Origin of the sequence: Lactobacillus sp. ESL0700 (genome assembly GCF_029392095.1) — a bacterium.
In the GTDB taxonomy this organism is placed as follows: Bacteria; Bacillota; Bacilli; order Lactobacillales; family Lactobacillaceae; genus Lactobacillus.
In genome coordinates, this window is the sequence record NZ_CP113930.1 from 596,572 (window position 1) to 619,260 (window position 22,689).

The window sequence follows — 22,689 nt, forward strand, 5'->3', positions numbered from 1 at the left end:
AACCTCATCCAAACTCCTAGGTAAACATGCCAAAATCCGCTAAGATTTGGAAGTGAATCTGGTAGTAGGAGAATTTATTAATGAAAGACATTTTTGTTGTTGCTGCTAAAAGGACACCATTTGGCCGTTATCGCGGGCAATGGGCTGACCAAAACGCAGTTGACTTGGGTCAGCTGGTTCTTACGGAAACCTTGCGCAGTATCGGCGTTGAAGTTAGCGAACTTGATGCCTTATTTATGGGTAACGTCTTAGGAAGCGGTTTGGGGCAAAACATGGCACGGCAAGTGGCGATTAATGCTGGCATGAAGACAACCAGCAGCAGCGTAACTATTAATGAGGTCTGCGGGTCAAGTCTGAAGGCGTTGCGCTTAGCTCAAGGCCAAATGGAGCTCGGCGATTTTGACTTCGTTGCTGTTGGCGGTAGTGAAAGCATGACTAACGCGGTTTATTACAATGCTGCTCGCAATCAGCCGGCAGAAAATAGTATCATGATGACCGACGGCTTAACCGATGCTTTTTCTGGACAACTGATGGGGCTAACGGCGGAAAATGTCGCTGAAAAGTATCATGTTTCACGCCAAGAAATGGACAGTTACAGCTTGCAGTCGCATCAAAAAGCCGCGCGAGCTGTTAAAGAAGGTTATTTTGCTTCCGAAATGATTCCAATTAGCATTAATGGTCGCCAAATTAGCCAAGATGAAAATATTCGGCCCGATACCAATATGGCCGCATTAGCTAAACTGTCTCCTGCGTTTGTTGCAGATGGACAAGTGACGGCGGGGAATTCTTCGCCGCTCAGTGATGGCGCAAGTATGGTACTTTTGGCAACTGCCGCAAAAGTAAAGGAGTTGGGACTTAAGCCACTAGCGCGTCTTGGGGCATTTGCGGAGTCGGGCATTGACCCAGCTTATATGGGTTTTGCGCCGTATTATGCTGTGCAAAAGTTGTTACAAAAAACAGCCCATAAGATTACTGATTATGATGTGGTGGAAGTTAATGAGGCTTTTGCGGCGCCAAGCGTTGCTCTTACTCGTGACTTAGCAATTCCGCAGTCGCGCTTAAATATTTTTGGCGGGGCAATTGCGTTAGGGCACCCCTTAGCAGCCACGGGCACAAGGCTAGTAGCAACCGCGATTAATGCACTTAACCACGTTAACGGCAATCGCGCCTTGGTCACGCTGTGTATTGGCGGCGGGCAAGCAATTGCGTGCGAATTAATTAGGGTGGAATAGATGAAGTTTTATCAATTAACGCCAGAAGAGCGGCGAGCTCTGCTCACAAAGCAGGGGGTAAAATTAGATGAAATTGACCCAGCAACGTTACATCAGCTTGACCAATTGAGTGAAAATGTCGTGGGGCAATTACGCTTGCCGGTGGGATTGGTCCAAAATCTGCTGGTTAACGGTCAGCGTTATTGGGTGCCGATGGCAACGGAAGAACCCTCGGTTGTGGCAGCCGCTAATCATGGCGCCAATATTTTTAGTAAAAATGGTGGTGTCACTGCCCAAAGTGACCGGCAAGGGCTAGATGGTCAAATTATTTTGCAAAGTACGAGTGATTTTGAGCCAACTGCCTTGCTGGCGTTATTCCCCCAACTAATTGAACAAGCTAATCATGAATTTGCCAGCTTGGTTAAGCATGGTGGCGGAGTAAAACAGATTGAAATGCGCCAAGAAGCTGAATTGGTCTACCTAAAAGTATTAGTTGACCCGGCCGAAGCAATGGGAGCCAATAAGGTTAATTCAATTCTGGAATTTTTGGCTGAAAAAATGGCAAATCTGCCGGGAATTAAGGCAAAATTGTTTGCGATTTTATCAAATTATCCTAGCCAATTAACAACTGCGCGAGTTAAGTTAAATGTTGCTACACTTGGCGGAATGGCGGTTGCTAACAGGATTGCATTATTAAGTAAAATTGGCCAAACCGATGTGTACCGCGCTGTAACTAACAATAAGGGGATTATGAATGGTGTTCATGCCGTGCTTATCGCAACGGGTAATGATTCGCGTGCTGTTGATGCCGCGTGTGGCGTGCTAGCCAGTCAATCGGGACAATACGCCAGCTTAAGCAAGTGGCACGTGCAAGGCGATGATTTATGCGGGGAATTAACTTTACCGTTAGCAATTGGGACAGTTGGCGGTTCAATTACAGCCCGCGCTGATGTGCGTCAGAATTATCGTATTTTAGGAAAAAAGATTACAACGGCAGAACTAGCTAATGTGATTGCGGCAATTGGTCTAGCTAATAATCTGGCAGCCTTATTGGCGATTTCAACTGATGGCATCCAAAAGGGCCACATGAAACTACAGGCGCGTAATTTAGTTGCGAATTTATCTGCGACAGCTCAAGAAAAAGAGCAGGTCTTGCAGTTATTAACGCAAAATTGCGAGTATTCACAGGCCGCAGCCGTTAAATTTTTACAACAAGTTAGAGAAAAGGGATAGTAATGCAAGTTGGAATTGACCAGATAGGATTTTATACACCCAATAAATATGTTGATATGGTGGATTTGGCTCATGCGCGCAATGAAGATGTTGATAAATACTTGATCGGCATTGGTCAAAGTCAGATGAGTGTGGCCGATCAGACACAAGATGCCGTTTCAATGGGAATTAATGCGACACAATATCTATCGCAAATTGATCGCGAGCAAGTAGGTCTTTTGATTTTTGGAACCGAAAGCGGTGTGGATCAATCCAAGTCAGCTTCTTTATTTGTCAAAAGCGCCTTGAATTTAGCGCCCGAAGTGCGGACTTTTGAGGTGAAAGAAGCGTGCTTTGGCATGACGGCTGGTGTGATGATTGCCCGTGATTATGTCCGTCTGCATCCCCACCACAGTGCGATTGTCATCGGCAGTGACTTAGCTCGTTACGGTATCGGCACTTCTGGGGAAGTGACGCAGGGTGCGGGCAGCGTGAGTTTGTTAATTAAGGCTAACCCGCGCATTTTGACTTTAAATGACGGTCACAGCGCCTTTAGTCAAGACATTAACGACTTTTGGCGGCCCAATAATTCGGCGACGGCGCTAGTTGATGGCAAGTATTCCACGCAGGTTTACTTGGATTTCTTTCAGAGAACATTTACTGATTACCAAAAATTAAAAAAGCTGCAGCCAAGTGACTTTATGGCGCTGATCTATCATTTGCCCTTTACCAAGATGGGTTTGAAGGCTAATCGGTTAGCAATTGCTGACCAAGATGAAGCAACAAGTGAGCTGCTATCGACTAATTTTACGATGGCCGCACGTTATGGCCGAGTAGTGGGCAATATCTACACGGCGTCGCTTTATTTAAGCTTGCTTAGTTTGCTGGAAAATAGCATTTTACCAGCTGATGCTCTGATCGGTCTGTTCTCATATGGTTCTGGAGCCATGGGGGAGTTCTTTTCAGGAAAAACAGTAGCAAATTATGAAAAAATGCTCAATCCTGCTGGAACTAAAAAATTGCTGCAGCGGCGGCAAAAGTTAACGATTCCAGAATATGAACAAATTTTTACAACGGCTCTGAGTGATCCAGTTGATGGAGCGACATTAACTAGTGACGAAGAGGCAGGTTACTGGTATTTTGCGGGGACGAAAAACCGCATTCGCCAATACCGTCAAAAATAATAAAGGCAGGCTGAATTGACAGTCTGCTTTTTAAGTTAATCTAACTGAATTGGTCTCTGGTAAAATCTGGACGCCATAAAGCGGCAAGCGTTCAGCATCACTTTGCACCCACAAGGGGATGCTGCGGCCATGCATGTGTTTAACTAGGTGGAAGATTTTGGCCTTAGTCATTGGCGTTTGCCCTGGATAAAGCAAGCATTCACTTCCCGTGATTTTAAGCCGAGCAAGCGGCAGCACTTTTTGCTCAATTGTTAAATAAAAGGTTGTTTGCGCGTTTAAATCGTTGGTTAATTGGAGTAAATCCGTAAGTCTCATTTTATTATACCTATACAAAATTAAAATGTTATACTAATGATATTGTATTTTTGATAGAAAGTTGGCTTAACTCTTTGAAACAATTAAAACACAAAAAATTATGGCTTTCATTAGTTACTGTGGTTTTATTAATTTGCCTGGTATTCACTGGTGCGGGCTTTTACTTCTTTAAAGTTGCCTGTGTTCCAGGACACAAGAACTTTTTATCTTCCTCAAGTAAGGTGATTAAGAAGTCGGATCCGCTATATAAGCAAAAGACGTGGTTCAAGCAGGTTAAAAAAGAAAAATGGTACATGCAATCGGCCGATGACAAGTATCGCCTGGATGCAAATTACATTCCTAGCAAAAACTCGCGTAAGACGGTCATTATTTTGCCCGGCTACATGGATGTCAAGGAAAATATGGGAAAGTACGATGCGCTTTTTCATGAGTTAGGCTACAATACGTTAACACCAGATCCGCGCGCTCAAGGTAAGAGCCAAGGAAAATATATTGGCTACGGCTGGGTTGAAAAGGCTGATGTCAAAAAGTGGATTAATCGGGTGCTTGCCAAGAACGGTCAAAATCAGCAAATCGTTGTCTTGGGTGTCAGCATGGGTGGTGCCACGACAATGATGGTTAGTGGTTTGCAGCTGCCGAAGCAGGTTAAGGCGTTTGTCGAAGACTGTGGTTATACCAGTGTTAAGGACGAAATTGAGCATGAGGCTAAGGCGCTATACAACATGCCAGCGTTTCCAAGGTTCCCATTAGTTGAAATTTTAAGTGGGATTAATCGCGTTAAAGTTGGTTATTTCCTTAAAGATGGGTCAAGCATTAACCAGTTGCAGCAAAATCACCGACCAATGTTGTTTATTCATGGCGGTAACGATACTTTTGTGCCAACTAAAATGGTTTACAGTAATTATCGTGCTACTAAAGGTCCTAAAGAGCTTTGGGTTGCGCCAAAGTCTAAGCACGCTCACTCTTATGAGGATCATCCTCAGGCCTATAAGGCTCATGTCAGCAAGTTTTTAGCGCAATACGTCAAATAATAGCTAGTATTTGCAAGCGTTTACAATAAATGGTATGATAACTAGGTGGATAGTGTATCAGCAAAATTTAATCTCTTAAATTGTATATTGTCAAAATGCTCTGCTAATAATGAAATAATAGTAGGAATAATACCTTATCCGCAAACAAAAACAGTTGCCGCTTAGCGACAACTGTTTTTTTTATTTACGTAAGGTTAATTTGGCAATACATTCGCATCGCGGCGTTTGTGGTAACATATCCACATTCTCGATTAAACGCACATCGTAGGCTTCGGTTAGTAAAACTAGGTCTTGAGCCAACGTTGATGGATTACAGGAAATGTAAACAAAGGTTTGTGGTTTAATCTTGAGCAGCGTTTTAATTAAGCTCTTAGCCAAACCAGTTCTTGGTGGATCAACGATTAGGGCATCAATTGCGACGCCAGTTTCTTGCAAGTGCGGTAAAACCTTTTCGACGCTACCTTGAAGATAGTCGGCGTTTTTAATATGGTTGAGCTCAACGTTATGCTTGGCATCGTCAACGGCTTCAGGAATAGTTTCAATCCCGATAACTTGCTTTACTCGGTCAGCGGCTAGGATACCTAGAGTACCAACACCGCTATATGCGTCGATTAAAGTTTCATCTTCTCTGAGGTCTAAGAACTTCAATGCCTCGGAGTACAAATTAGCCGTTTGCTGCGGATTTAATTGGAAAAAGGCGCGTGGTGAAAGGGCGAACTTTTTGCCTAAAATTTCTTCAATAATCTTGTTTTTACCAGCAAGTTTTTCGGTTTTATTACCCCAAACTTGTGGGTTGCGCCAGTCGGTTTCGTTTTGATAAACGCTAGCTACGTCAGGCAAGTTCATAATTTCTTTACTTAGTGGTAGTAGATTTTTAATTTCGTGACCAACAGTAATTAAGGTTACCTGAATTTCTTTGGTTGCCTCGGCTTCGCGAACAACAATGGTCTTTAAGCCTGGCGTATGTCTGTAAGGATTAGCCACAGCCACATGCATCTTTTCAACCAAAGCCTTGATCTGCCGTTCAACCTTTTGTGTAACCTTACTTTGCGTAGGCATGACTGGTAAGTCATAAAGGTGGTGCGAGTTAGGGGCAAATAAACCTAAATTGGTCTTGCCGTGGTCTTGTTCAATTTGGTATTGTGCTTTGTTGCGGTAATGCCATTCGTCTGGTGCTGCAATGGTCGGCTTAACCTTATATTTTTGGTAGCCACGGGGATGGAATTTTTCTAAAGCCTCGAGCACATTGTCCCGTTTAAATTCCAGTTGCTTAGGATAAGCTAAATGAGCTAATTCCAGACCACCGATTGCCGGATTAACGCCCTTAGGGAAGGCAACGCGATCAGGACTTTGCTCTTTAATGCGGACAAGTTCGCCTTGAAGATAATGAGGGAAGTCCTTAATGATTTTGGCAACCACGACTTCACCCGGTAAAGCACCCGGAATAAAGATAATCTTCTTGCGGTAGTAGCCAATCCCCTCGCCGTTAATTCCAAGGCGTTTAATGGTAATAATAACGTCTTTTTCTTTTGCTTGTTTTTGTTTAAAATTTTTGCGCATAATGTTCTTTCTACAATAAATAATTAACTGTTAATTATTTATTGTACTCCTCAGAAAAAGTTTTTAGCAAGAAACACGAAAATTTGCTAGCATATAAAGGTAAGGTAAAGAGTTAGAAAGGTGAGGCCAAAATGCCAATCATTACGAAAGTCAGCAGTCAAAAGCGGCCGGGACGCTATAACATTTTTCTCGATGGGCAGTACGCCTTTTCAGCTAGTGAACAAACAGTTGCCGAATTTATGTTATTAAAGGGTCAGGAGTTAACCCCAGACGAATTAGCAGCAGTTAAAAAGTTTGATGTGAGCAGTAAAGCAACGGCGCTGGCTTCAAATTATCTCAGTTACCAAGCACGGACGGTTTATGAGGTCTTGCAGTATTTACAAAAGCATGGCATCGAGGACGAGGCCGCACAGAATGCGGTGAGCCAGTTAAGTGCGATGGGCTTTTTGGATGATCGTAAATACGTTACTTTATCAATTAAGCAGAGCCTGCGCAGCGGCACTGATGGGCCATTGACGTTAACGCGTAAGTTGACCCAGAAGGGAATTGATCCGGCGATTATTCAAGAAGAATTGGCAGAAGTGGCAGATGAGGACTGGCTGGACACGGGATTGCGCGTATTAAAATCCCTAAAAAGTCAGGTTGGCAAGGTTTCCGAGCGTGAACTAAACCGAAAAATGAACTCAAAGTTGTTGAGTCACGGCTTTTCTAGCGGCATTGTCAGTTTGGTCGTTGCAGAAGCTGACATGAAACCAGACACTGATGCCCAAGTTGAGGCGCTTAAAAAGCAGGGTGTCAAAGCCTATAAACGTTTTCGCCGGCTGCCAGAAAGCGAGCGCGAACGCAAAATCCGCAATTATCTGTTTACTCATGGCTTTGCCAGTAACGAAATCGACGCGTTTTTAGCTGGTGAGATTATTCCGCTGGATGAATTAGCTGAATATTAGGAGGATTATAATGAAACAAGCACAAGAAGAATTAACTTTTGTCGGTAGACCTTTCCCAGATGCGATGATGGATCAGGAGAAGTCCTTTTCTGGTTGCAATTTAGAAATGGAAAATGATGCTGCTTTCCAGAAATTTTTAAAAAGCAATCATTTAACAAGTAAGCGGAGCAGCTTAGTGGTGTTTGGCCCAGAAAACTTCATGTATTGGTATGGTGTTATTGCACCCAAAGAAATTGAGGTACCAGCTGGCTTAATGAAGTTTGTCTTACCGCAAACTCAGGTAGCTCGAGTTGAATTACCAGAGCAAAGTCTTGCCTTCTTCAATCAGCCACTTAACTTTGTTTTACCCGAATTAATTGGCAAGGTAACTGACGCAGGGATTCAGGTATATGAAAACATGGGCGATAGTTTGACACCATATATCTTGCAAAGTTTAGATTTAGATACAAAAAAACTGTCCCAAGACCTGTATCTTGAAGACAGTAAATAATTAATGTTGTTTGGGGTCGATTGATAAGTTGTCGTATTCGACATATGCCCCAAGACAAGTTGACAGTAACATAACCAAAAAGACGATGCCAACGGATTTACCAACAATCTGGTCGAGTGTGAGGCAATTGCGGACTAAAAACGTTGCCGCAAAGCAAAGGATAAAGTCCAGCACCATGTTGGCAAACAAGAGAAGATAGCGCCGTCTGATACTGAAGAAGCGTAGTAATTGTTTAAAGAAGCCGTCATCAACAGAGATTGCCAATAGGTCAACGGGCCGTTGAATTGTTGCCTTGATGGCAAACATGATTGTGGCGCCAACTAGTGCGCCAATGGTAGTTCTGAATAAGTCAGCCGAATGCAGCACTAGAGCGTCATAGCCAATACCGATAATCAGTAGACTGCATAAATAGGGAATTAGCAATAAAAACGTAAAAACAAGTAGAACGTGACTTTTTTTCATTAAATTAACCTCGTTTCTTACGTGCTATTCTAACATATCGCGGGCTTACATGATATAATGTTATTATTTATGTTAATGTTTTAAGAAAGAGAGCAAAAATTATGACTAGCGACCCTGCCAAGGGGAATTTATTTAAGCGAATTAAAAATAAATTTTCCCCTGCAAGCGATGAAGAAACTAAAGAACATTTAGCCACGGAAATTACGACGCTGCGTGAGCACAATCAAATTAGTGAAACGGAATGTTCCATGCTAAATAATGTTTTGGATTTTCAAGGGCGGATGGTCCGCGAGGTAATGGTCCCGCGGATTGACGCGTATATGGTGGATTGCTGTGATAGCTTTCAGGATAATCTTGACGACATTTTGCGTGAGCCTTATTCACGCATTCCTGTGTATAAGCAGGATAAGGATAAAATTATCGGTGTCATCCATATTCGGACGGTGCTGCGGAAGGCGCGAGAAAAGGGTTTTGACAATATCGATTATGAAGATGTGATGAACCCGCCATTATTTGCACCAGAAACAACCGATTTAAGTGAATTACTAGTTGAAATGCAGCAGACGCAGCAGCAACTAGCTATTTTGACGGACGAATATGGCGGCGTGGTTGGCATTGCCACAATTGAAGACTTAATTGAAGAAATTGTGGGTAATATTGATGATGAAGTCGATCATGCTGAGGTCTTATTCAATCAAATTGGTCCTAATAAATACGTTATTTATGGTAAGATGCCGCTAGTAGACTTTAACGAACAGTTTGGCACTAACCTTGAAATGGAAGATGTCGATACAATTGCCGGCTTTATGATTACTAAGCTGGGAATTATTCCAGCAAAAGGTGAAAAATTATCAGTTAAGCTTGATAATGGCATGGTATTGACAACTAGAAGAATGATGCGGTCGCGACTTATGACGGTGTTATTAACAATTCCAGAAGAAAAACAACAGAAAGAAGAGCAAGATAATTAATGAGTAAAGAGTTTCTTTTTGAACATTAAATTGACAGCTGTTTATAAAATTAATAGTTGTTAATTGGGTAGTGTAATAGTTGATACAGTTACATGAAAAGCAAAAGAAAAAGAGAGTAATTAATGAGTAAAGAACTTTTAGATAAAGTAAAAAGAAGAAGAACATTTGCAATTATCTCGCACCCCGATGCCGGGAAGACGACGATTACGGAGCAAATGCTTCTTTTTGGTGGGGTAATTCGTAGTGCCGGAACGGTTAAGGCACGTAAGACCGGGCATTATGCCACCAGTGACTGGATGGAAATTGAAAAGCAACGTGGGATTTCGGTTACTAGTTCCGTGATGCAATTTGAATATCAGGGCAAGCGCATCAACATCCTTGATACTCCAGGACACCAAGACTTCTCAGAAGATACGTACCGGACTTTAATGGCCGTGGACTCGGCTGTCATGGTAATTGACTCGGCTAAGGGTATTGAGCCGCAGACCAAGAAGCTGTTTAAGGTTGTTAAGCAGCGTGGTATTCCAATTTTTACCTTTATGAACAAGTTGGACCGTGATGGCCGCCCGCCGCTAGACTTAATTGCGGAGCTAGAGGACTTACTTGGAATTGAAGGCGTTGCGATGAACTGGCCGATTGGGTCTGGACAAACGCTGCAGGGACTGTATGATATTGCTAATAATCAGGTGGAATTGTACCGCAAGGATGGCGAGGACCGTTTTTTACCTTTAGATAAAGATGGTAAATTGCCGGCAAGTGAACCATTTAGTCAGAATCCACAATTTCAAGATACTTTGGATGAAATTGATTTGATTAAGGAAGCGGGCAATACCTTTGACCTTGATAAAATTATCAAGGGCGACCAGACACCAGTATTCTTTGGCTCGGCTTTAACTAATTTTGGTGTGGAAACTTTCTTAAAGAGCTTTGTGCAATTAGCGCCAGCTCCAGAGAGTCACGTAGTTAACGGGGATGAAGAAATAAGTCCCGATGATTCTGAGTTTTCCGGTTTTGTCTTTAAAATTCAGGCTAATATGAACCCACATCACCGTGATCGAATTGCCTTCGTCAGAGTTGGCAGTGGTGAGTTCAAAAAGGGACTTGATGTTACTTTAGCTCGGACTGATAAGCCAATCCGCTTAAATAATGCAACCGAATTTATGTCTAGCGAACGTGTGCAAGTTACGGATGCCGTTGCTGGTGATATTGTCGGCTTGTATGACACTGGTAATTTCCAAATTGGCGATAGTATCTACGCTGGTAAACGTAAGGTTGTGTATCCAGCGCTACCAGAATTTACGCCGGAATTGTTTGTGCGGGTTACTGCTAAAAATGTGATGAAGCAAAAGTCGTTCCACAAGGGGATGACACAGTTGGTTCAAGAAGGGGCCATCCAGCTTTACCGTAATTACCAGACTGATGAGTATATTTTGGGTGCCGTTGGTCAACTGCAATTTGAGGTCTTCAAGTTCAGAATGAAGAACGAATATAACTCAGATGTAGAAATGACGAGTATTGGTCACCGGGTTGCTCGCTGGATTGATCCCGATCAACTTGATCCGGCAATGTCGAACAGCCGTAACTTGCTTGTTAAGGACCGTTACGATCAACCGCTCTTCTTGTTTGAAAATCAATTTGCGGAACGCTTCTTTAAAGACAAGTATCCTGATGTTAAATTAACTGAAAAACTATAAAAGCAAAAAACGGTTGGCAATTAATGCCAGCCATTTTTCTTACGCTCTAATTTTTCCTGCTTGTGCCGCTTGATTTTGTCCTTAATGTCTAATATCGTGCAGATTGAAAAGTAAATAGCGAGAACAACAAAAGTAACGAAAACAGCTTTGGCAAAAATGCCAAAATTTGTCATGACGGTCCAGATTAAAAAGCAAATATAAATTGACGAAATAACACCAACAATTCTGCCAATCTTGCGGTCAAGATTAATCAGATGAAATAATTTGCCATCACTTAAATCTTCCAATTTTCTCTTTTTCATTTGTCATTACCCATACTTAAATTTATTTTAAAATTAAAATAATATTAGCATTATTTATGATGATTGTTAATTAAATTTTTCCGATAATTTTAAACAAATAAAAAAGCACCTTAAGAATTACCTTAAAGTGCCTAAAACTAGCAACGGTTATCTTACTTATCAACGTGAATTTCGACCACGCGTTGATTTTTATCAAAGGTTACCAAGTATGAAGGGTCACGTTCTTTAATCAAGCGTTTGATAATGAACTCAACTTCATCCTTGCGCACGCGGCGATCGTGATTTTCGATAGCAATTCCGATTGCCTTGTCGCTTTCGGTATAAACAACAGAAGTATTACCCAAAGAGTAAACTTTGACATAGTTAACATCAGTTGAGTTAAGCTGACTGTGTACTAAATCCCGATAACTATTGGTTACATCTATTAAATGCATGGATTTCACCCGTTTCTTGTAGTAGTTTTGTCAACTCTAGTATAACGCTATTTTGTTATTTTTTCTCTAAATAAAAGCATGATTATTATAATTTTGAATAATCATGCTTTTAATATATTTTAATTAAAGTTCAGTATCTGAAGTAGTTGCTGGAGCAGGATCTACTTGCTCATTAATCACAATATGGCCGTCAGCAACACTTGCAGTCAAGTTCTTGGCATCTGGATGATCAAGCTTGAAGTCGGCCACGCGATCTTCAATTTCTTCTTGAATAGTTCTGCGCAGAGGCCGTGCACCCATTGCTGGATTGTAGCCATCTTCGACTAATTTCTTCTTGGCTTCATCAGTTACCGTAATTTGCAAGCCTTGGTTTTTGACCATATTATTGGTTTCATCAAGCATCAAGTTAACAATCTTAACAAGGTCGTCCTTTGATAACTCGTTGAATTCAATGACGTCATCAAGCCGATTCAAAAATTCAGGCTTGAAGAATTGACTCATGGAGCTTCTAGCCGAATCTTTTTCTTCATCGGTGTTTTCAGCTGCAAACCCGACGCTGGTATTTTTAATTCCTTGACCAGCATTGGAAGTCATAATGATGATTGTATCTTTAAAGGAAACAGTCCGTCCTTGTGAGTCGGTCAGTCGACCGTCATCCAAGATTTGCAGGAACAAGTTCATTACCGATGGATCAGCCTTTTCGATTTCATCAAGTAAAATCAGGCTGTAAGGGTGACGACGCACTTGTTCGGTTAATTGACCAGCTTCTTCGTAACCGACATAACCAGGAGCAGAGCCGATTAATTTGGAAACAGAATAGGATTCCATAAATTCCGACATATCAAAGCGAATCATGGCATTTTCTGAACCGAACATTTGCTTAGCTAATTGCTTAGCTAGCTCCGTCTTACCGACCCCAGTTGGACCAACAAAGAGGAAGGAACCAATTGGGCGACCAGACTTGTTAAAGCCAATCCGGTTGCGGCGGATTGCGCGAGCAACCTTATCAACAGCTTGGTCTTGTCCAATAACATGGGCCTTTAAAGTTGGTGCCAAGTTTTGCAACTGGTTTTCCTCTTGCTTTTGCAAGTCGCCAACAGGAATACCAGTCTTTTCTTCAACAATCTTGTTCATGATCTTGCTGGTAATAATCGGGGACTTGTCAGGATCAATCTTTTGATCTTTTACCTTATTATACTTTTCGATTTGGTCGCGGTAATATGCGGCCTTTTCATAGTCCTCATTTTTCAGTGATTCTTGCTTCAATTGTTGAGCAGCAGCAATTCTTTCCTTAATCTTGTCCTTATCAACGTAGGGAATAGTCAGGTTCATTCTTGAACCAGCCTCGTCGAGCAGGTCGATGGCCTTGTCAGGCAAGAAGCGATCTTGAATATAGCGTTCTGAAAGTTCAGCTGCCGATTTAATTGCATCGTCGGTGTAGTGAACGTGGTGGTAATCCTCGTAGCGCTTTTGGATACCTTGCAAAATGCGAATGGTTTCCGCAACTGACGGTTCCTTGACGTCAACAGGTTGGAAACGGCGGGCTAAAGCTGAATCCTTTTCGATTTCGCGGTATTCTTTTAACGTGGTTGCGCCGACTAATTGCAGATCGCCGCGGGCAAGGGCAGGCTTAATAATATTACCAGCGTCCATTCCGCCTTCTGCGTTCCCAGCACCAACAATTTCGTGAATTTCATCGATGAACAAAATAATATCGTCATGTTGTTGCAATTCTTTAATCAGTTGCTGCATCCGCTGCTCAAATTGACCACGAATACCGGTTCCTTGAACAAGTGAAACGACGTTTAGTGAAATAATTCGCTTGTCTTGTAATTTAGCAGGCACCGAGCCGTCGACGATTTGTTGGGCTAGACCTTCCACAACTGCTGTTTTACCAACGCCGGCTTCCCCAATTAGGACCGGATTATTTTTAGTTCTTCTATTTAAAATCTCGATTACCCGAGCAATTTCTTTATCCCGACCAATCACTGGGTCAATTTTGCCCTTTTTAGCTAATGCCGTTAAGTCAGTGCCATATTGGTCAAGTAATGAACGACCACCATTATTGCCGCCGTTAGCTCTTTGCGGTTGGCCTTGATTAGCGTTGTTAAATGCAGCGCTATTACCGTTCATGCTATTAAATAAGTCATCAAAGTCTCCGAAGAAACCGTTGTTGTCATTATTCATATTAATATTTCCTTGTTGTTTAAGTTCTTGATAACATTGTCCACATAAATTAATTTCGCGGCTTTGACCATTAACCTTCGCATAAAGGTGAATGGAAGCAGGCCGCTTTTGACAGTTTTGACAAAGCAATTATACTTACCGCCTTTCATTTCAAGTTTACTAAATTATATAATTAGCACTCTCAATAATCAAGTGCTAAAACTCAAAAACTTATTTTTTGTAAGTCCAATAAATATGTTAAAATAACAGTGGTCATTAAGTAAAAAGACAAAAAAGACGGTGATATTTTAGTGGATTATCAAAAAATTCTTGAACAATTGGCTGATGGTGAGCTTGATCAATATGAGGTTGAGCCTCAAGATGCCTTTGGTTTTCAAACTGCGCTGCGCGCATTTGGCAAAAGACAAAATATAACAGGCCGCGCCTTACGTGGTGGAAAAATCATTTATTCACAGTCAAAGGTAGAAAATTGATTATGTAAACTGTTACATTTATGTTGTCTAATTCACAAAAAAATGATAGTCTAATATTTGAATAGGTATTTACTACCGTTTTGATTTTTCAATTTAAAAGGAGATAATTATAATGGAAAAACGCGATTTTCATGTTGTTGCAGAAACAGGTATTCATGCTCGTCCAGCTACGCTTTTAGTACAAGCTGCTTCTAAATTTGGTTCAGATATCAATTTGGAATACAACGGCAAGTCAGTTAACTTGAAGTCAATCATGGGTGTAATGTCACTCGGCGTTGGCAAGGGCGCAGATGTTACAATCAGCGCTGAAGGTGACGACGAAAAAGACGCCATTGCTGCTATTACAGACACAATGAAAAAAGAGGGTTTAGCTGAATAATGACCAAGACTTTAAAAGGAATTGCTGCAAGTGATGGTATCGCTGTAGCACCTGCTTATCTCTTGGTAGAACCAGATCTTTCATTTACGAAGACCACTGTTGCCGACGCTGCTAGTGAATTGGATCGCTTTAAAAAGGCGACCGATGCTTCAGTTAAAGAAGTTGAACAAATTCGCGACAGCGCAAAAAAGAGTTTAGGCGAGGACGAAGCTCAAGTATTTGAAGCCCATTTGATGATTTTAAATGACCCTGAATTTACCGGAGCCATTGAAACTGAAATCAAAGATCAAAAAGTTAATAGTGAAGCCGCACTTGATGAAACTGCACAAAAGTTTATTGCAATTTTTGAAGGAATGACCGACAACGCTTATATGCAACAACGTGCTGCTGATGTGCGCGATGTTTCTAAGCGGGTAATGGCCCATCTTTTAAATAAAGAATTGCCTAACCCAGCTGCAATTGATCATGAAGTTATTGTGGTTGCGCATGATTTGACACCTAGTGACACTGCTCAATTAAACAAGCAATTTGTTAAGGGCTTTGTAACTGATATTGGTGGTCGAACTGCGCACTCAGCAATTATGGCTCGTTCACTTGAATTACCAGCTGTTGTTGGGACTGATTCAATTACTAAGGACGTTGAAAACGGCCAAACTTTGGTAGTTGACGGTTTGAACGGTGATGCAGTTGTTGAACCAAGTGATGAGCAAGTAGCTGACTACAAGCAAAAGAGTGAAGCATTCTTAGCACAAAAGGCTGAATGGGAAAAATTAAAGAACGAACCATCAGTTACTGCTGATGGTAAGAAATTCACCATTGCAGCTAACATTGGTACGCCAAACGATATGCAAGGTGTTAATGATAACGGTGCCGAAGCCGTTGGCTTGTATAGAACCGAATTCTTGTACATGGATTCTAAGGACTTCCCAACAGAAGACCAACAATTCGAAGCTTATAAAGAAGTTATCGAAGGAATGAACGGCAAGCAAGTTATCATTCGGACAATGGATATCGGTGGTGATAAGCACCTTGATTATTGGGACTTACCAGACGAAATGAACCCATTCTTAGGTGTTCGGGCAATTAGACTGTCACTGAAGAACGAAGACATTTTCCGGACGCAATTAAGAGCATTGCTTAGAGCTTCTGCTTACGGTAAATTAGGAATTATGTTCCCAATGATCGGTACATTGAACGAATTACGTAAGGCCAAGGCAATTTTAGCTGAAGAAAAAGCTAAGTTGACAAGCGACGGCGTTAAAATTGGTGATAACTTAGAAGTTGGGATGATGATTGAAGTTCCAGCTGCTGCAGTTTTAGCTGATCAATTTGCCAAGGAAGTTGATTTCTTCTCAATTGGAACTAATGACTTAATCCAATACACAATGGCTGCTGACCGGGGTAATGATAATGTTTCTTATCTTTACCAACCAGCTAACCCATCAGTATTACGCCTAATTAAGCATACAATTGATGCAGCTCACGAAAATGGTATTTGGTGTGGCATGTGTGGTGAAGCCGCTGGCGACAGCACCATGTTCCCAATTTTATTGTCAATGGGTCTTGATGAATATTCAATGAGTGCAACCTCTATTTTGCGGATTAGAAGCTTAATGAAGAAGTTCAACACTGAAGACATTAAGGAATTGGCAAATAAAGCATGTTACATTTCTGAAACTGCTGAAGAAAATGAACAGTTAGTTGCCGACTTAATGAATAAGGTTGACAAGTAATAAAACAAAAAATGGTACATTATCAAAGGTAATGTATCATTTTTTGTTTCACCTTTAATCTTTCTTGGTAAAAAGGTCATAGTTTATTCACTTTTAGACTGTAATATAAAAATATAATTAATTACGAAAATACTACTTACAAAAAAGAAGTAATATGCTATAATAGATATTAGTTAAGAAGTAGTATGTTCAAAGGAGCGTGAAATATATGGTTAATTTATATATATCTCCGAGTTGTACCTCGTGTCGTAAGGCAAAGGCTTGGTTGAAGAAACATGACATTGCTTTTAAAGAAAGAAATATTTTCTCTGAGCCTCTTACTAAAGACGAGCTTATTCAAATTTTGCGGATGACAGAAAATGGTACCGAAGAAATTATTTCAACGCGTTCAAGAGCTTTCCAACAATTAAAAGTTAATCTTGATGATCTATCAATCGATCAATTGCTTGATTTGGTTGAGAAGAATCCGAGCTTATTAAGACGACCAATCATTATGGATGATCGGCGTTTGCAAGTTGGTTACAATGAAGACGAAATTCGTCGGTTCTTGCCACGGAAAGTTCGTCGGCTTGAACTCGAAGAAATGCAAAAGATTGCCGACTTATAATCTAGCAGTGTTTTTAATAAAAAAAGCGTTGGTTTTTTAGACTAACGCTTTTATTTTACCTGCAAAGTACGCTACAATGAATAAAAGAATCCAATGGAGGTGAAAACTCGTGCAAGTTGATCATATTAATGAAAATACTATTCGTGTCCGGATAGATAAAAATGAATTAGCTAATCGTGGATTAAAAGTTTTAGATTTATTGGGTGATCGGGATAAGATCCAGCATTTCTTTTATTCAATTTTAGATGAAGTTGATACCGATCATTCCTTTAGTCAGGATGCTCCGGTGACCTTTCAAGTAATGCCAAATAACGGCGGCTTAGACTTGTTAATTAGCAAGGTAACTGATAAAGACCGCGACCATTTGACGCAAATGTTTGGTGGTAACACAGACTCTCAGGAAGAGCCTGATGACCCGCGTAAAACGTTTATTGATTTGGATTCTGATGAGGAGCCAGATGATGACGAAACTGAAGAACCTCCTGTTAGCAGCTCTCAAGGTGATGCGCAATCGCAATCGAAGAAGCCATTTTGGAAATTTCAAAAGAAACAAGCATATAGCTTTAGCGACCTTGATCCGTTAACTGAACTAGCAGATAATTTGCGAGCTAGTGATTTATCCTCAAGTCTATACTTTGAACGAGGAGAATTTTACTTAGAATTAACATTTAATAATGAAAATTATGCGGAAATTAAACCGGCAGATGCTTGGGCAATTGCGAATGAGTATGGCATTAAAGTCAAGGCTAGCGAGATGGCGCGAGTGCGGACAACGGGTAAATGTCTGATTGCTTGTGATGCATTGGGCCATTTGCGGCAGTACTTTGGTAAAAATAATCGCTAAATAATTTTAATTAAGAAAGGCAAGTGAGTAACTTGCCTTTTTGCGTACTTAAATTTAGGTGATAAATTTGTACGCAGCATTATTAAATAAGCAATTGGTTCTGGCCGCTACTGAAGCGGCGCAAATAAAAAATAAAGCGCGAAAAAACTATTCTTGTCCGCGTTGTCATCAGCGTGTGCAGCTGATTAAAACAGCTCAAGGCGCATATTTTAAGCACTTAACGCGGTCAACTAACATGATGGGCGAAAAGGAAGAGCATGCGCTGAGTAAATTTCTTCTTAAAGAAGCGTTGCGAGAGGCTGGCTTTCACGCACAATTAGAAATTCCGCTTGCCAAAGGGCAGCTGCGAGCAGATGTTCTGGCAAATTCGCAATTAGCGTTTGAAGTGCAATGTGCGCCGTTAAGTCTGGCAGAATTTAATCATCGGCATCAGTTATATTCTGAAATTGGGGCTGTTGATGTTTGGGTTGTGGGGCGGCGCCATTATTTACAAAGGCAAATAAAAAAGTCACAACTGATTTTTTTCCGTAAAAACCAGTTGTGGCACGATTATTATTTGGAAATCAATCCTAAAAGAAGGCAATTAATTCTTAAGTACAATGTTTTACTTGAGCCGGTAACTAGCCGGGTTCATTATCAAATGATGACATTTGCTTTAAGCGCACAAGGCTTGCGACATTTGTGGTATTTTCGGCCGCAACTGAAGGCATATCAAGTTAATTCTGCTGCGCAGCGGCGGTATTTGGCGCGGCAATTAATGCAGAAAACAAAAACAGGGCAGTCAATTGCGACTGCCCTGTATGTTAAAAAGATGACGCTTGATGATTTACCAGAAAAAGTTTTTACTGAAATGCGTCACGTGGATCAACTTAATAATGTTCTTGCGTACTTAAATTAAGCGCAAATGATTAGTTTTGCGCAAAGCACAATCTTTGGTTTCTTCTTCAAAGTTTTCGATTAAGCAGGAATCATGTTTTAAAACCTTAATTAATCTGTCGTGAGCAACAATTCCTTCTAATAAAATGCCGTTGTAATTACCGCTCTCATTATAAATGATAGTGGTTGGTGTGTTGCGCACACCGAGCTTATCGGCAAGTTCCAAGTCCTGTTTGATAGACTTGTCAACGTACTTATTAGTTTTGGGACTGGTAATCTTATTAAAATCGATATTCAATTTTTTAGTGATTTTTCGGGGTAAATTTTCAGAATAATGATTAAAATTAATGTTCAAGGCCTGTTGCAATTCAAACAAATAGGCCCGAGCTTTCTTATTACCATATTCAAACTTAATCGCATGATAAAGGCGCAACGTTTGAAAAGAGGCCATAGTATACTTGGAAATGTCAGTTAACTTTTGACCTTCTTTACGTCGTCGTAAAATATCCTCTTTAATTACTTTGGTGTTAGTAATCGGAATGTAATTGAAACAAGTATCAATGTTAAGTTCATCAATGGCCTGCTTAATTAAAAGTTCTGTCTCATAACAGTAGATGCCAATTGGATTGACAAAGAGAAAAATCTCAAACATCTTTAATCTCTCCTTCAAATTTCCAGTTAGTTATAACTTTAACAAATAACTAATATAGAAACAAAGAATACGCTCACATAATTATATTCTAACACAATGACCGAAGGCGCGAGCAATTTTTGGTTGATTACTATTAGTTTTAGTTTGCTTAAAATTATAGTTGTTTTCAAGCGAAATAAGAACTTTTTTGATTAAAGAGGGATTAGAGTTTTCGATTTCTAATTCGTAATCTTCGTAAGAATCCGGGTAGGTAGTGGCATCTAATGTCAACTCACAATTTTCGGGACCGACAGCCAAAATGCGGTGAGTTTTACTAAAAGTTTGCAAGTGTAAATCAAGTTGGGCACCGAAATTATCTTGCAGGTATTGTTCAACATTACCATTAAAAGTTACGGTCGTCCTTTTTTCTGCTTGCTGGACGAATTTTTGGGCAGCTGTTAGTTTTAAATCATCATTAATTTCGACTGCTTCATGAAAGTCGTGTTGCACAAGCTTGGAGTGAGGGACTTTAAGCGTTTGTTCGGCATGATTTGTGAATAAACGCACGCGGCAACTAATCTGGTGCTTTTTTAATAAGCTATCAGGGGTATCAAAATAATAATTCGCCTGCACAAAGTCGCTTTTAACGGGGAAAGCAGCACATAATTTCTGATAAACTTCTTTGGTTAACAATGTTTTAGCTTCAATTTCAGTATTTTTAGTCATTAGTAATTACTCCAATCTGTTTACTCTTATTATATGTTAAAATGAAGATGCTGTTTGAGAAAGGAATTATTTCAATGGAAATGGATTGGGACAACTTTTTATGGCCATATACAGAGGCCGTTAATGAGCTAAAAGTAAAATTTCGGGCCCTTAGACAGAGTTTCTTAACTAAGGGAGAGCACTCGCCAATTGAGTTTGTCGTTGGCCGGGTGAAAACAGTTGATTCGATTAAAGAAAAAATGACGCGGCGGGTAATCAGTCCCGACGTGATTGAAACCGATATGCAAGACATTGCCGGTATTCGGATTGTGTGTCAGTTTGTGGACGATATTTATAAGGTAGTGGATTTAATTCATGACCGCCAAGACATGGAAGTCTTGGAAGAACGTGACTATGTGCAAAACGCTAAGCCTTCTGGTTACCGGTCTTACCACATGGTAATTTCCTATACGGTTTATTTGCCAGACGGCGCTAAAAAGTTGCTGGCCGAAATTCAGGTGCGGACGTTAGCGATGAACTTTTGGGCAACGGTCGAGCATACTTTGAATTACAAGTATCAGGGTTCTTATCCAGACGATATTTCTAAACGGCTCAAGTCAACGGCGGAAACGGCGTACAAGCTAGACGAAGAAATGTCTTTAATTAAGGATGAGGTTCAGGAAGCGCAGAAGATTTTTACCAAGAATAAAGGCAAGGAAAAATCATGAGAATAACGATTGCTCATAATACCAATGAGGAAACGTTGCGAGTGGTAGCACATTTAAAAAAGTTATTGCAGGAAAAAGACGATGTTGTTTTTGATGCTAAATATCCGGATGTGGTAATCACGGTGGGCGGTGATGGCACGTTAATTAATGCCTTTCATCGTTATGAAGCCCAAGTCTGTTCAATTCGGTTTATTGGGATTCATACTGGTCATTTGGGTTTTTATACCGATTGGCGCAGCGATGATGTTGATAAGATGGTTGACGCGCTATTTTTGCGTAAGCCCGAGTCGGCCAATTATCCGTTGTTGGAAGTTGAACTTGAAACCGAGGCGGGCGAAAAAAAGCATTTCTTGGCCTTGAACGAATCGGCGGTAAAACGAGTTTCACGTACTTTGGAAGCCAATGTCTATATTGAGGGGCAATTGTTTGAGAACTTTCGCGGCGATGGCTTGTGCGTGTCAACGCCAACTGGCTCAACTGCTTACAATAAGTCGCTTGGCGGCGCCGTAATTCATCCGCGGCTAAAGGCCTTGCAAATGGCTGAAATTGCCTCGATTAATAATCGGGTGTTTCGAACTTTGTCTTCGCCGATTGTGATTGCGCCTGACCAGTGGATTACGATTGTTCCGGATGCCGATCATTTGGTGATGACAATTGACGGCCAGCGCATTGATGTGCGTAATGCCAAAAAGATTACTTATCGGATTTCGCAAAAGGTAATTCGCTTTGATCGCTTTGGTCACACGCGATTTTGGTCGCGGGTGCAGAGTGCCTTTATTGGTGATAAAGATGACACTATTTAAGTTAAAATTTACAAGTAATAGCCCCAAAAAGTTAGGGGCTTTTTTAATGAATAATGGCTTTTCAAAGCAAGCCGTTAATAATGCTAAAAATCATGATGGCTTAATATTGGTTAACCATAAGCGGCGCTATACAAGTTACCAATTGCATCGCGGTGATGAAATTATTTTTGTACCGGGGCAGGAAAAAGCGAATCCGTGGTTGCGGCCCTCAAATAAGCCGTTAAATATCATCAAAGAAACAGCCAATTATTTGGTTGTAAACAAGCCAGCTGGTGTTTTGTCGATACCCTCACGTTATGAGGACGATGACGCGTTGGTTAATCGTGCTTTAGGATATTTTGCACAAGATAAAGAAATAACTAAGCCGCACGTAATTACCCGTCTTGATCGTGATACTTCTGGGTTAGTTTTAATTGGCAAGAATCCAATTGCACACGCGCGTTTTGCCAAGTTAAGTAAGAATGATTTTGTAAAAAAATACCATGCTGTGGTGCACGGTAATTTTGCGGAAAATAAATTAACGGGGATGATTAAGGCGCCAATCAGTCAAAAAGCCGGTACGGTTGTGCGGCAAGTTGATCCTGCAGGTCAACCAGCTGCAACTGAATACCGCGTACTTGAGCAAGTACCTGGTGCCAGTCTAGTCGAATTGCGGCTGTTTACAGGGCGCACGCACCAGATTCGCGTACATATGCAATCGATTGGGCATCCGTTATTTGGCGACCCATTGTATGGCGTGGCGGATAATTTTACAAGACAAGCTTTAAATTGTTATTATTTGGCTTTTCCGGATCCTTTTGCAACCCAGCAAGTGGAAATTAAGATCGCGGAGCCTGATGATATGCGGCGATTATGGCAAGAATTGAAAAAATAAGCATCAAAAAAAGAGTTGTGTTTACGCACAACTCTT

General features: G+C 40.9%; 25 protein-coding genes. 17 read left to right on the top strand and 8 right to left on the bottom strand.

Annotation, left to right across the window (positions count from 1 at the left end; translation table 11 throughout):
- The first annotated feature begins 80 nt into the window (after nt 1-80).
- From OZX63_RS03140 to OZX63_RS03150, 3 genes are read left to right on the top strand one after another with little or no spacing between them, the layout of a single operon-like run.
- Entirely contained in the window at nt 81-1,232 is a 1,152-nt protein-coding gene (locus tag OZX63_RS03140) for a thiolase family protein (protein ID WP_277144516.1), read from the top strand.
- On the top strand, nt 1,233-2,444 hold the full coding sequence (locus OZX63_RS03145) for a hydroxymethylglutaryl-CoA reductase, degradative (RefSeq protein ID WP_277144518.1): 1,212 nt from the start codon (nt 1,233-1,235) through the stop codon (nt 2,442-2,444).
- Between the two features lie 2 nt (nt 2,445-2,446).
- Entirely contained in the window at nt 2,447-3,607 is a 1,161-nt protein-coding gene (locus OZX63_RS03150; RefSeq protein ID WP_277144520.1) for a hydroxymethylglutaryl-CoA synthase, read from the top strand.
- A gap of 30 nt (nt 3,608-3,637) precedes the next feature.
- Here OZX63_RS03150 and OZX63_RS03155 read toward each other — a convergent pair whose 3' ends face one another.
- Nucleotides 3,638-3,922 (bottom strand): hypothetical protein, encoded by a 285-nt coding sequence (locus OZX63_RS03155; RefSeq protein ID WP_277144522.1) that lies wholly within the window; start codon nt 3,920-3,922, stop codon nt 3,638-3,640.
- Between the two features lie 119 nt (nt 3,923-4,041).
- Between OZX63_RS03155 and OZX63_RS03160 the strand changes: the two genes are divergently transcribed.
- On the top strand, nt 4,042-4,953 hold the full coding sequence (locus tag OZX63_RS03160; RefSeq protein ID WP_277163682.1) for an alpha/beta hydrolase: 912 nt from the start codon (nt 4,042-4,044) through the stop codon (nt 4,951-4,953).
- 180 nt (nt 4,954-5,133) lie between these two features.
- On the opposite strand, the gene rlmD is transcribed toward OZX63_RS03160, so the two are convergent.
- Entirely contained in the window at nt 5,134-6,513 is a 1,380-nt protein-coding gene (rlmD, locus tag OZX63_RS03165; protein ID WP_277144524.1) for a 23S rRNA (uracil(1939)-C(5))-methyltransferase RlmD, read from the bottom strand.
- Nucleotides 6,514-6,644: 131 nt separating this feature from the next.
- Here rlmD and recX point away from each other — a divergent pair, with 131 nt between their 5' ends.
- Nucleotides 6,645-7,460: a recombination regulator RecX gene (gene recX, locus OZX63_RS03170; protein ID WP_277144526.1), complete on the top strand. Its 816-nt coding sequence runs from the start codon at nt 6,645-6,647 to the stop codon at nt 7,458-7,460.
- Nucleotides 7,461-7,470: 10 nt separating this feature from the next.
- Complete coding sequence (locus OZX63_RS03175) at nt 7,471-7,950, top strand: hypothetical protein (protein ID WP_277144527.1); 480 nt, start codon at nt 7,471-7,473, stop codon at nt 7,948-7,950.
- On the opposite strand, the gene OZX63_RS03180 is transcribed toward OZX63_RS03175, so the two are convergent.
- Nucleotides 7,951-8,412 carry a hypothetical protein gene (locus OZX63_RS03180; RefSeq protein WP_277144529.1) on the bottom strand — a complete coding sequence of 154 codons (462 nt, stop codon included), beginning with the start codon at nt 8,410-8,412 and terminating at the stop codon, nt 7,951-7,953. It lies immediately after the preceding gene.
- A gap of 101 nt (nt 8,413-8,513) precedes the next feature.
- Between OZX63_RS03180 and OZX63_RS03185 the strand changes: the two genes are divergently transcribed.
- Nucleotides 8,514-9,383 (top strand): hemolysin family protein, encoded by an 870-nt coding sequence (locus OZX63_RS03185; protein ID WP_277144531.1) that lies wholly within the window; start codon nt 8,514-8,516, stop codon nt 9,381-9,383.
- 122 nt (nt 9,384-9,505) lie between these two features.
- The gene (locus tag OZX63_RS03190; RefSeq protein WP_277144532.1) at nt 9,506-11,077 is read left to right on the top strand and encodes a peptide chain release factor 3; all 1,572 of its coding nucleotides are present in this window, start codon (nt 9,506-9,508) and stop codon (nt 11,075-11,077) included.
- 20 nt (nt 11,078-11,097) lie between these two features.
- On the opposite strand, the gene OZX63_RS03195 is transcribed toward OZX63_RS03190, so the two are convergent.
- The 3 genes from OZX63_RS03195 to OZX63_RS03205 all read right to left on the bottom strand — a co-directional run bounded on the left by OZX63_RS03195 (nt 11,098) and on the right by OZX63_RS03205 (nt 14,129).
- On the bottom strand, nt 11,098-11,379 hold the full coding sequence (locus tag OZX63_RS03195) for a hypothetical protein (RefSeq protein ID WP_277144534.1): 282 nt from the start codon (nt 11,377-11,379) through the stop codon (nt 11,098-11,100).
- Between the two features lie 152 nt (nt 11,380-11,531).
- Entirely contained in the window at nt 11,532-11,813 is a 282-nt protein-coding gene (locus tag OZX63_RS03200) for a DUF1827 family protein (protein ID WP_277144536.1), read from the bottom strand.
- A 123-nt stretch (nt 11,814-11,936) separates the two neighbouring features.
- Nucleotides 11,937-14,129 carry an ATP-dependent Clp protease ATP-binding subunit gene (locus OZX63_RS03205; RefSeq protein WP_277144538.1) on the bottom strand — a complete coding sequence of 731 codons (2,193 nt, stop codon included), beginning with the start codon at nt 14,127-14,129 and terminating at the stop codon, nt 11,937-11,939.
- Between the two features lie 161 nt (nt 14,130-14,290).
- Here OZX63_RS03205 and OZX63_RS03210 point away from each other — a divergent pair, with 161 nt between their 5' ends.
- From OZX63_RS03210 to OZX63_RS03235, 6 genes are all read left to right on the top strand, one after another.
- Entirely contained in the window at nt 14,291-14,473 is a 183-nt protein-coding gene (locus OZX63_RS03210) for a hypothetical protein (RefSeq protein WP_277134399.1), read from the top strand.
- Nucleotides 14,474-14,585: 112 nt separating this feature from the next.
- The gene (locus tag OZX63_RS03215; protein WP_277134401.1) at nt 14,586-14,852 is read left to right on the top strand and encodes a phosphocarrier protein HPr; all 267 of its coding nucleotides are present in this window, start codon (nt 14,586-14,588) and stop codon (nt 14,850-14,852) included.
- Complete coding sequence (gene ptsP / locus OZX63_RS03220; RefSeq protein WP_277144540.1) at nt 14,852-16,585, top strand: phosphoenolpyruvate--protein phosphotransferase; 1,734 nt, start codon at nt 14,852-14,854, stop codon at nt 16,583-16,585. The genes OZX63_RS03215 and ptsP overlap by 1 nt, the downstream gene beginning before the upstream one ends.
- Before the next feature lie 208 nt (nt 16,586-16,793).
- A complete protein-coding gene (gene spxA, locus OZX63_RS03225) occupies nt 16,794-17,192 on the top strand; it encodes a transcriptional regulator SpxA (protein ID WP_277134404.1) in 399 nt (132 codons plus the stop codon).
- A 109-nt stretch (nt 17,193-17,301) separates the two neighbouring features.
- Entirely contained in the window at nt 17,302-18,036 is a 735-nt protein-coding gene (locus OZX63_RS03230) for an adaptor protein MecA (RefSeq protein WP_277144542.1), read from the top strand.
- A gap of 67 nt (nt 18,037-18,103) precedes the next feature.
- A complete protein-coding gene (locus OZX63_RS03235) occupies nt 18,104-18,934 on the top strand; it encodes a competence protein CoiA family protein (protein WP_277144544.1) in 831 nt (276 codons plus the stop codon).
- Here OZX63_RS03235 and OZX63_RS03240 read toward each other — a convergent pair.
- Nucleotides 18,926-19,564: a DsbA family protein gene (locus OZX63_RS03240; protein WP_277144546.1), complete on the bottom strand. Its 639-nt coding sequence runs from the start codon at nt 19,562-19,564 to the stop codon at nt 18,926-18,928. The genes OZX63_RS03235 and OZX63_RS03240 overlap by 9 nt on opposite strands.
- An 81-nt stretch (nt 19,565-19,645) precedes the next feature.
- A complete protein-coding gene (locus OZX63_RS03245; protein WP_277144548.1) occupies nt 19,646-20,269 on the bottom strand; it encodes a CYTH domain-containing protein in 624 nt (207 codons plus the stop codon).
- Nucleotides 20,270-20,343: 74 nt separating this feature from the next.
- Between OZX63_RS03245 and OZX63_RS03250 the strand changes: the two genes are divergently transcribed.
- The 3 genes from OZX63_RS03250 to OZX63_RS03260 are packed head-to-tail and all read left to right on the top strand — an operon-like array spanning nt 20,344 to nt 22,653.
- Nucleotides 20,344-20,976 carry a GTP pyrophosphokinase family protein gene (locus tag OZX63_RS03250; protein ID WP_277144550.1) on the top strand — a complete coding sequence of 211 codons (633 nt, stop codon included), beginning with the start codon at nt 20,344-20,346 and terminating at the stop codon, nt 20,974-20,976.
- The gene (locus OZX63_RS03255) at nt 20,973-21,779 is read left to right on the top strand and encodes an NAD kinase (protein WP_277144552.1); all 807 of its coding nucleotides are present in this window, start codon (nt 20,973-20,975) and stop codon (nt 21,777-21,779) included. The genes OZX63_RS03250 and OZX63_RS03255 overlap by 4 nt, the downstream gene beginning before the upstream one ends.
- Nucleotides 21,766-22,653, top strand: a complete 888-nt coding sequence (locus tag OZX63_RS03260) for an RluA family pseudouridine synthase (protein WP_277144554.1) — start codon at nt 21,766-21,768, stop codon at nt 22,651-22,653. The genes OZX63_RS03255 and OZX63_RS03260 overlap by 14 nt, the downstream gene beginning before the upstream one ends.
- Nucleotides 22,654-22,689 lie beyond the last annotated feature (36 nt).

What these genes read in the sequence shown, in the direction of transcription:
- recX (WP_277144526.1), top strand. Translation starts at nt 6,645, where the DNA reads ATGCCAATCATTACGAAAGTCAGCAGTCAAAAGCGGCCGGGACGCTAT.
- OZX63_RS03195 (WP_277144534.1), bottom strand. Translation starts at nt 11,379, where the DNA reads ATGAAAAAGAGAAAATTGGAAGATTTAAGTGATGGCAAATTATTTCAT.
- OZX63_RS03215 (WP_277134401.1), top strand. Translation starts at nt 14,586, where the DNA reads ATGGAAAAACGCGATTTTCATGTTGTTGCAGAAACAGGTATTCATGCT.
- rlmD (WP_277144524.1), bottom strand. Translation starts at nt 6,513, where the DNA reads ATGCGCAAAAATTTTAAACAAAAACAAGCAAAAGAAAAAGACGTTATT.
- OZX63_RS03155 (WP_277144522.1), bottom strand. Translation starts at nt 3,922, where the DNA reads ATGAGACTTACGGATTTACTCCAATTAACCAACGATTTAAACGCGCAA.
- spxA (WP_277134404.1), top strand. Translation starts at nt 16,794, where the DNA reads ATGGTTAATTTATATATATCTCCGAGTTGTACCTCGTGTCGTAAGGCA.
- OZX63_RS03150 (WP_277144520.1), top strand. Translation starts at nt 2,447, where the DNA reads ATGCAAGTTGGAATTGACCAGATAGGATTTTATACACCCAATAAATAT.
- OZX63_RS03185 (WP_277144531.1), top strand. Translation starts at nt 8,514, where the DNA reads ATGACTAGCGACCCTGCCAAGGGGAATTTATTTAAGCGAATTAAAAAT.
- OZX63_RS03145 (WP_277144518.1), top strand. Translation starts at nt 1,233, where the DNA reads ATGAAGTTTTATCAATTAACGCCAGAAGAGCGGCGAGCTCTGCTCACA.
- OZX63_RS03200 (WP_277144536.1), bottom strand. Translation starts at nt 11,813, where the DNA reads ATGCATTTAATAGATGTAACCAATAGTTATCGGGATTTAGTACACAGT.
- OZX63_RS03255 (WP_277144552.1), top strand. Translation starts at nt 20,973, where the DNA reads ATGAGAATAACGATTGCTCATAATACCAATGAGGAAACGTTGCGAGTG.
- OZX63_RS03245 (WP_277144548.1), bottom strand. Translation starts at nt 20,269, where the DNA reads ATGACTAAAAATACTGAAATTGAAGCTAAAACATTGTTAACCAAAGAA.
- ptsP (WP_277144540.1), top strand. Translation starts at nt 14,852, where the DNA reads ATGACCAAGACTTTAAAAGGAATTGCTGCAAGTGATGGTATCGCTGTA.
- OZX63_RS03140 (WP_277144516.1), top strand. Translation starts at nt 81, where the DNA reads ATGAAAGACATTTTTGTTGTTGCTGCTAAAAGGACACCATTTGGCCGT.
- OZX63_RS03250 (WP_277144550.1), top strand. Translation starts at nt 20,344, where the DNA reads ATGGAAATGGATTGGGACAACTTTTTATGGCCATATACAGAGGCCGTT.
- OZX63_RS03260 (WP_277144554.1), top strand. Translation starts at nt 21,766, where the DNA reads ATGACACTATTTAAGTTAAAATTTACAAGTAATAGCCCCAAAAAGTTA.
- OZX63_RS03175 (WP_277144527.1), top strand. Translation starts at nt 7,471, where the DNA reads ATGAAACAAGCACAAGAAGAATTAACTTTTGTCGGTAGACCTTTCCCA.
- OZX63_RS03180 (WP_277144529.1), bottom strand. Translation starts at nt 8,412, where the DNA reads ATGAAAAAAAGTCACGTTCTACTTGTTTTTACGTTTTTATTGCTAATT.
- OZX63_RS03240 (WP_277144546.1), bottom strand. Translation starts at nt 19,564, where the DNA reads ATGTTTGAGATTTTTCTCTTTGTCAATCCAATTGGCATCTACTGTTAT.
- OZX63_RS03190 (WP_277144532.1), top strand. Translation starts at nt 9,506, where the DNA reads ATGAGTAAAGAACTTTTAGATAAAGTAAAAAGAAGAAGAACATTTGCA.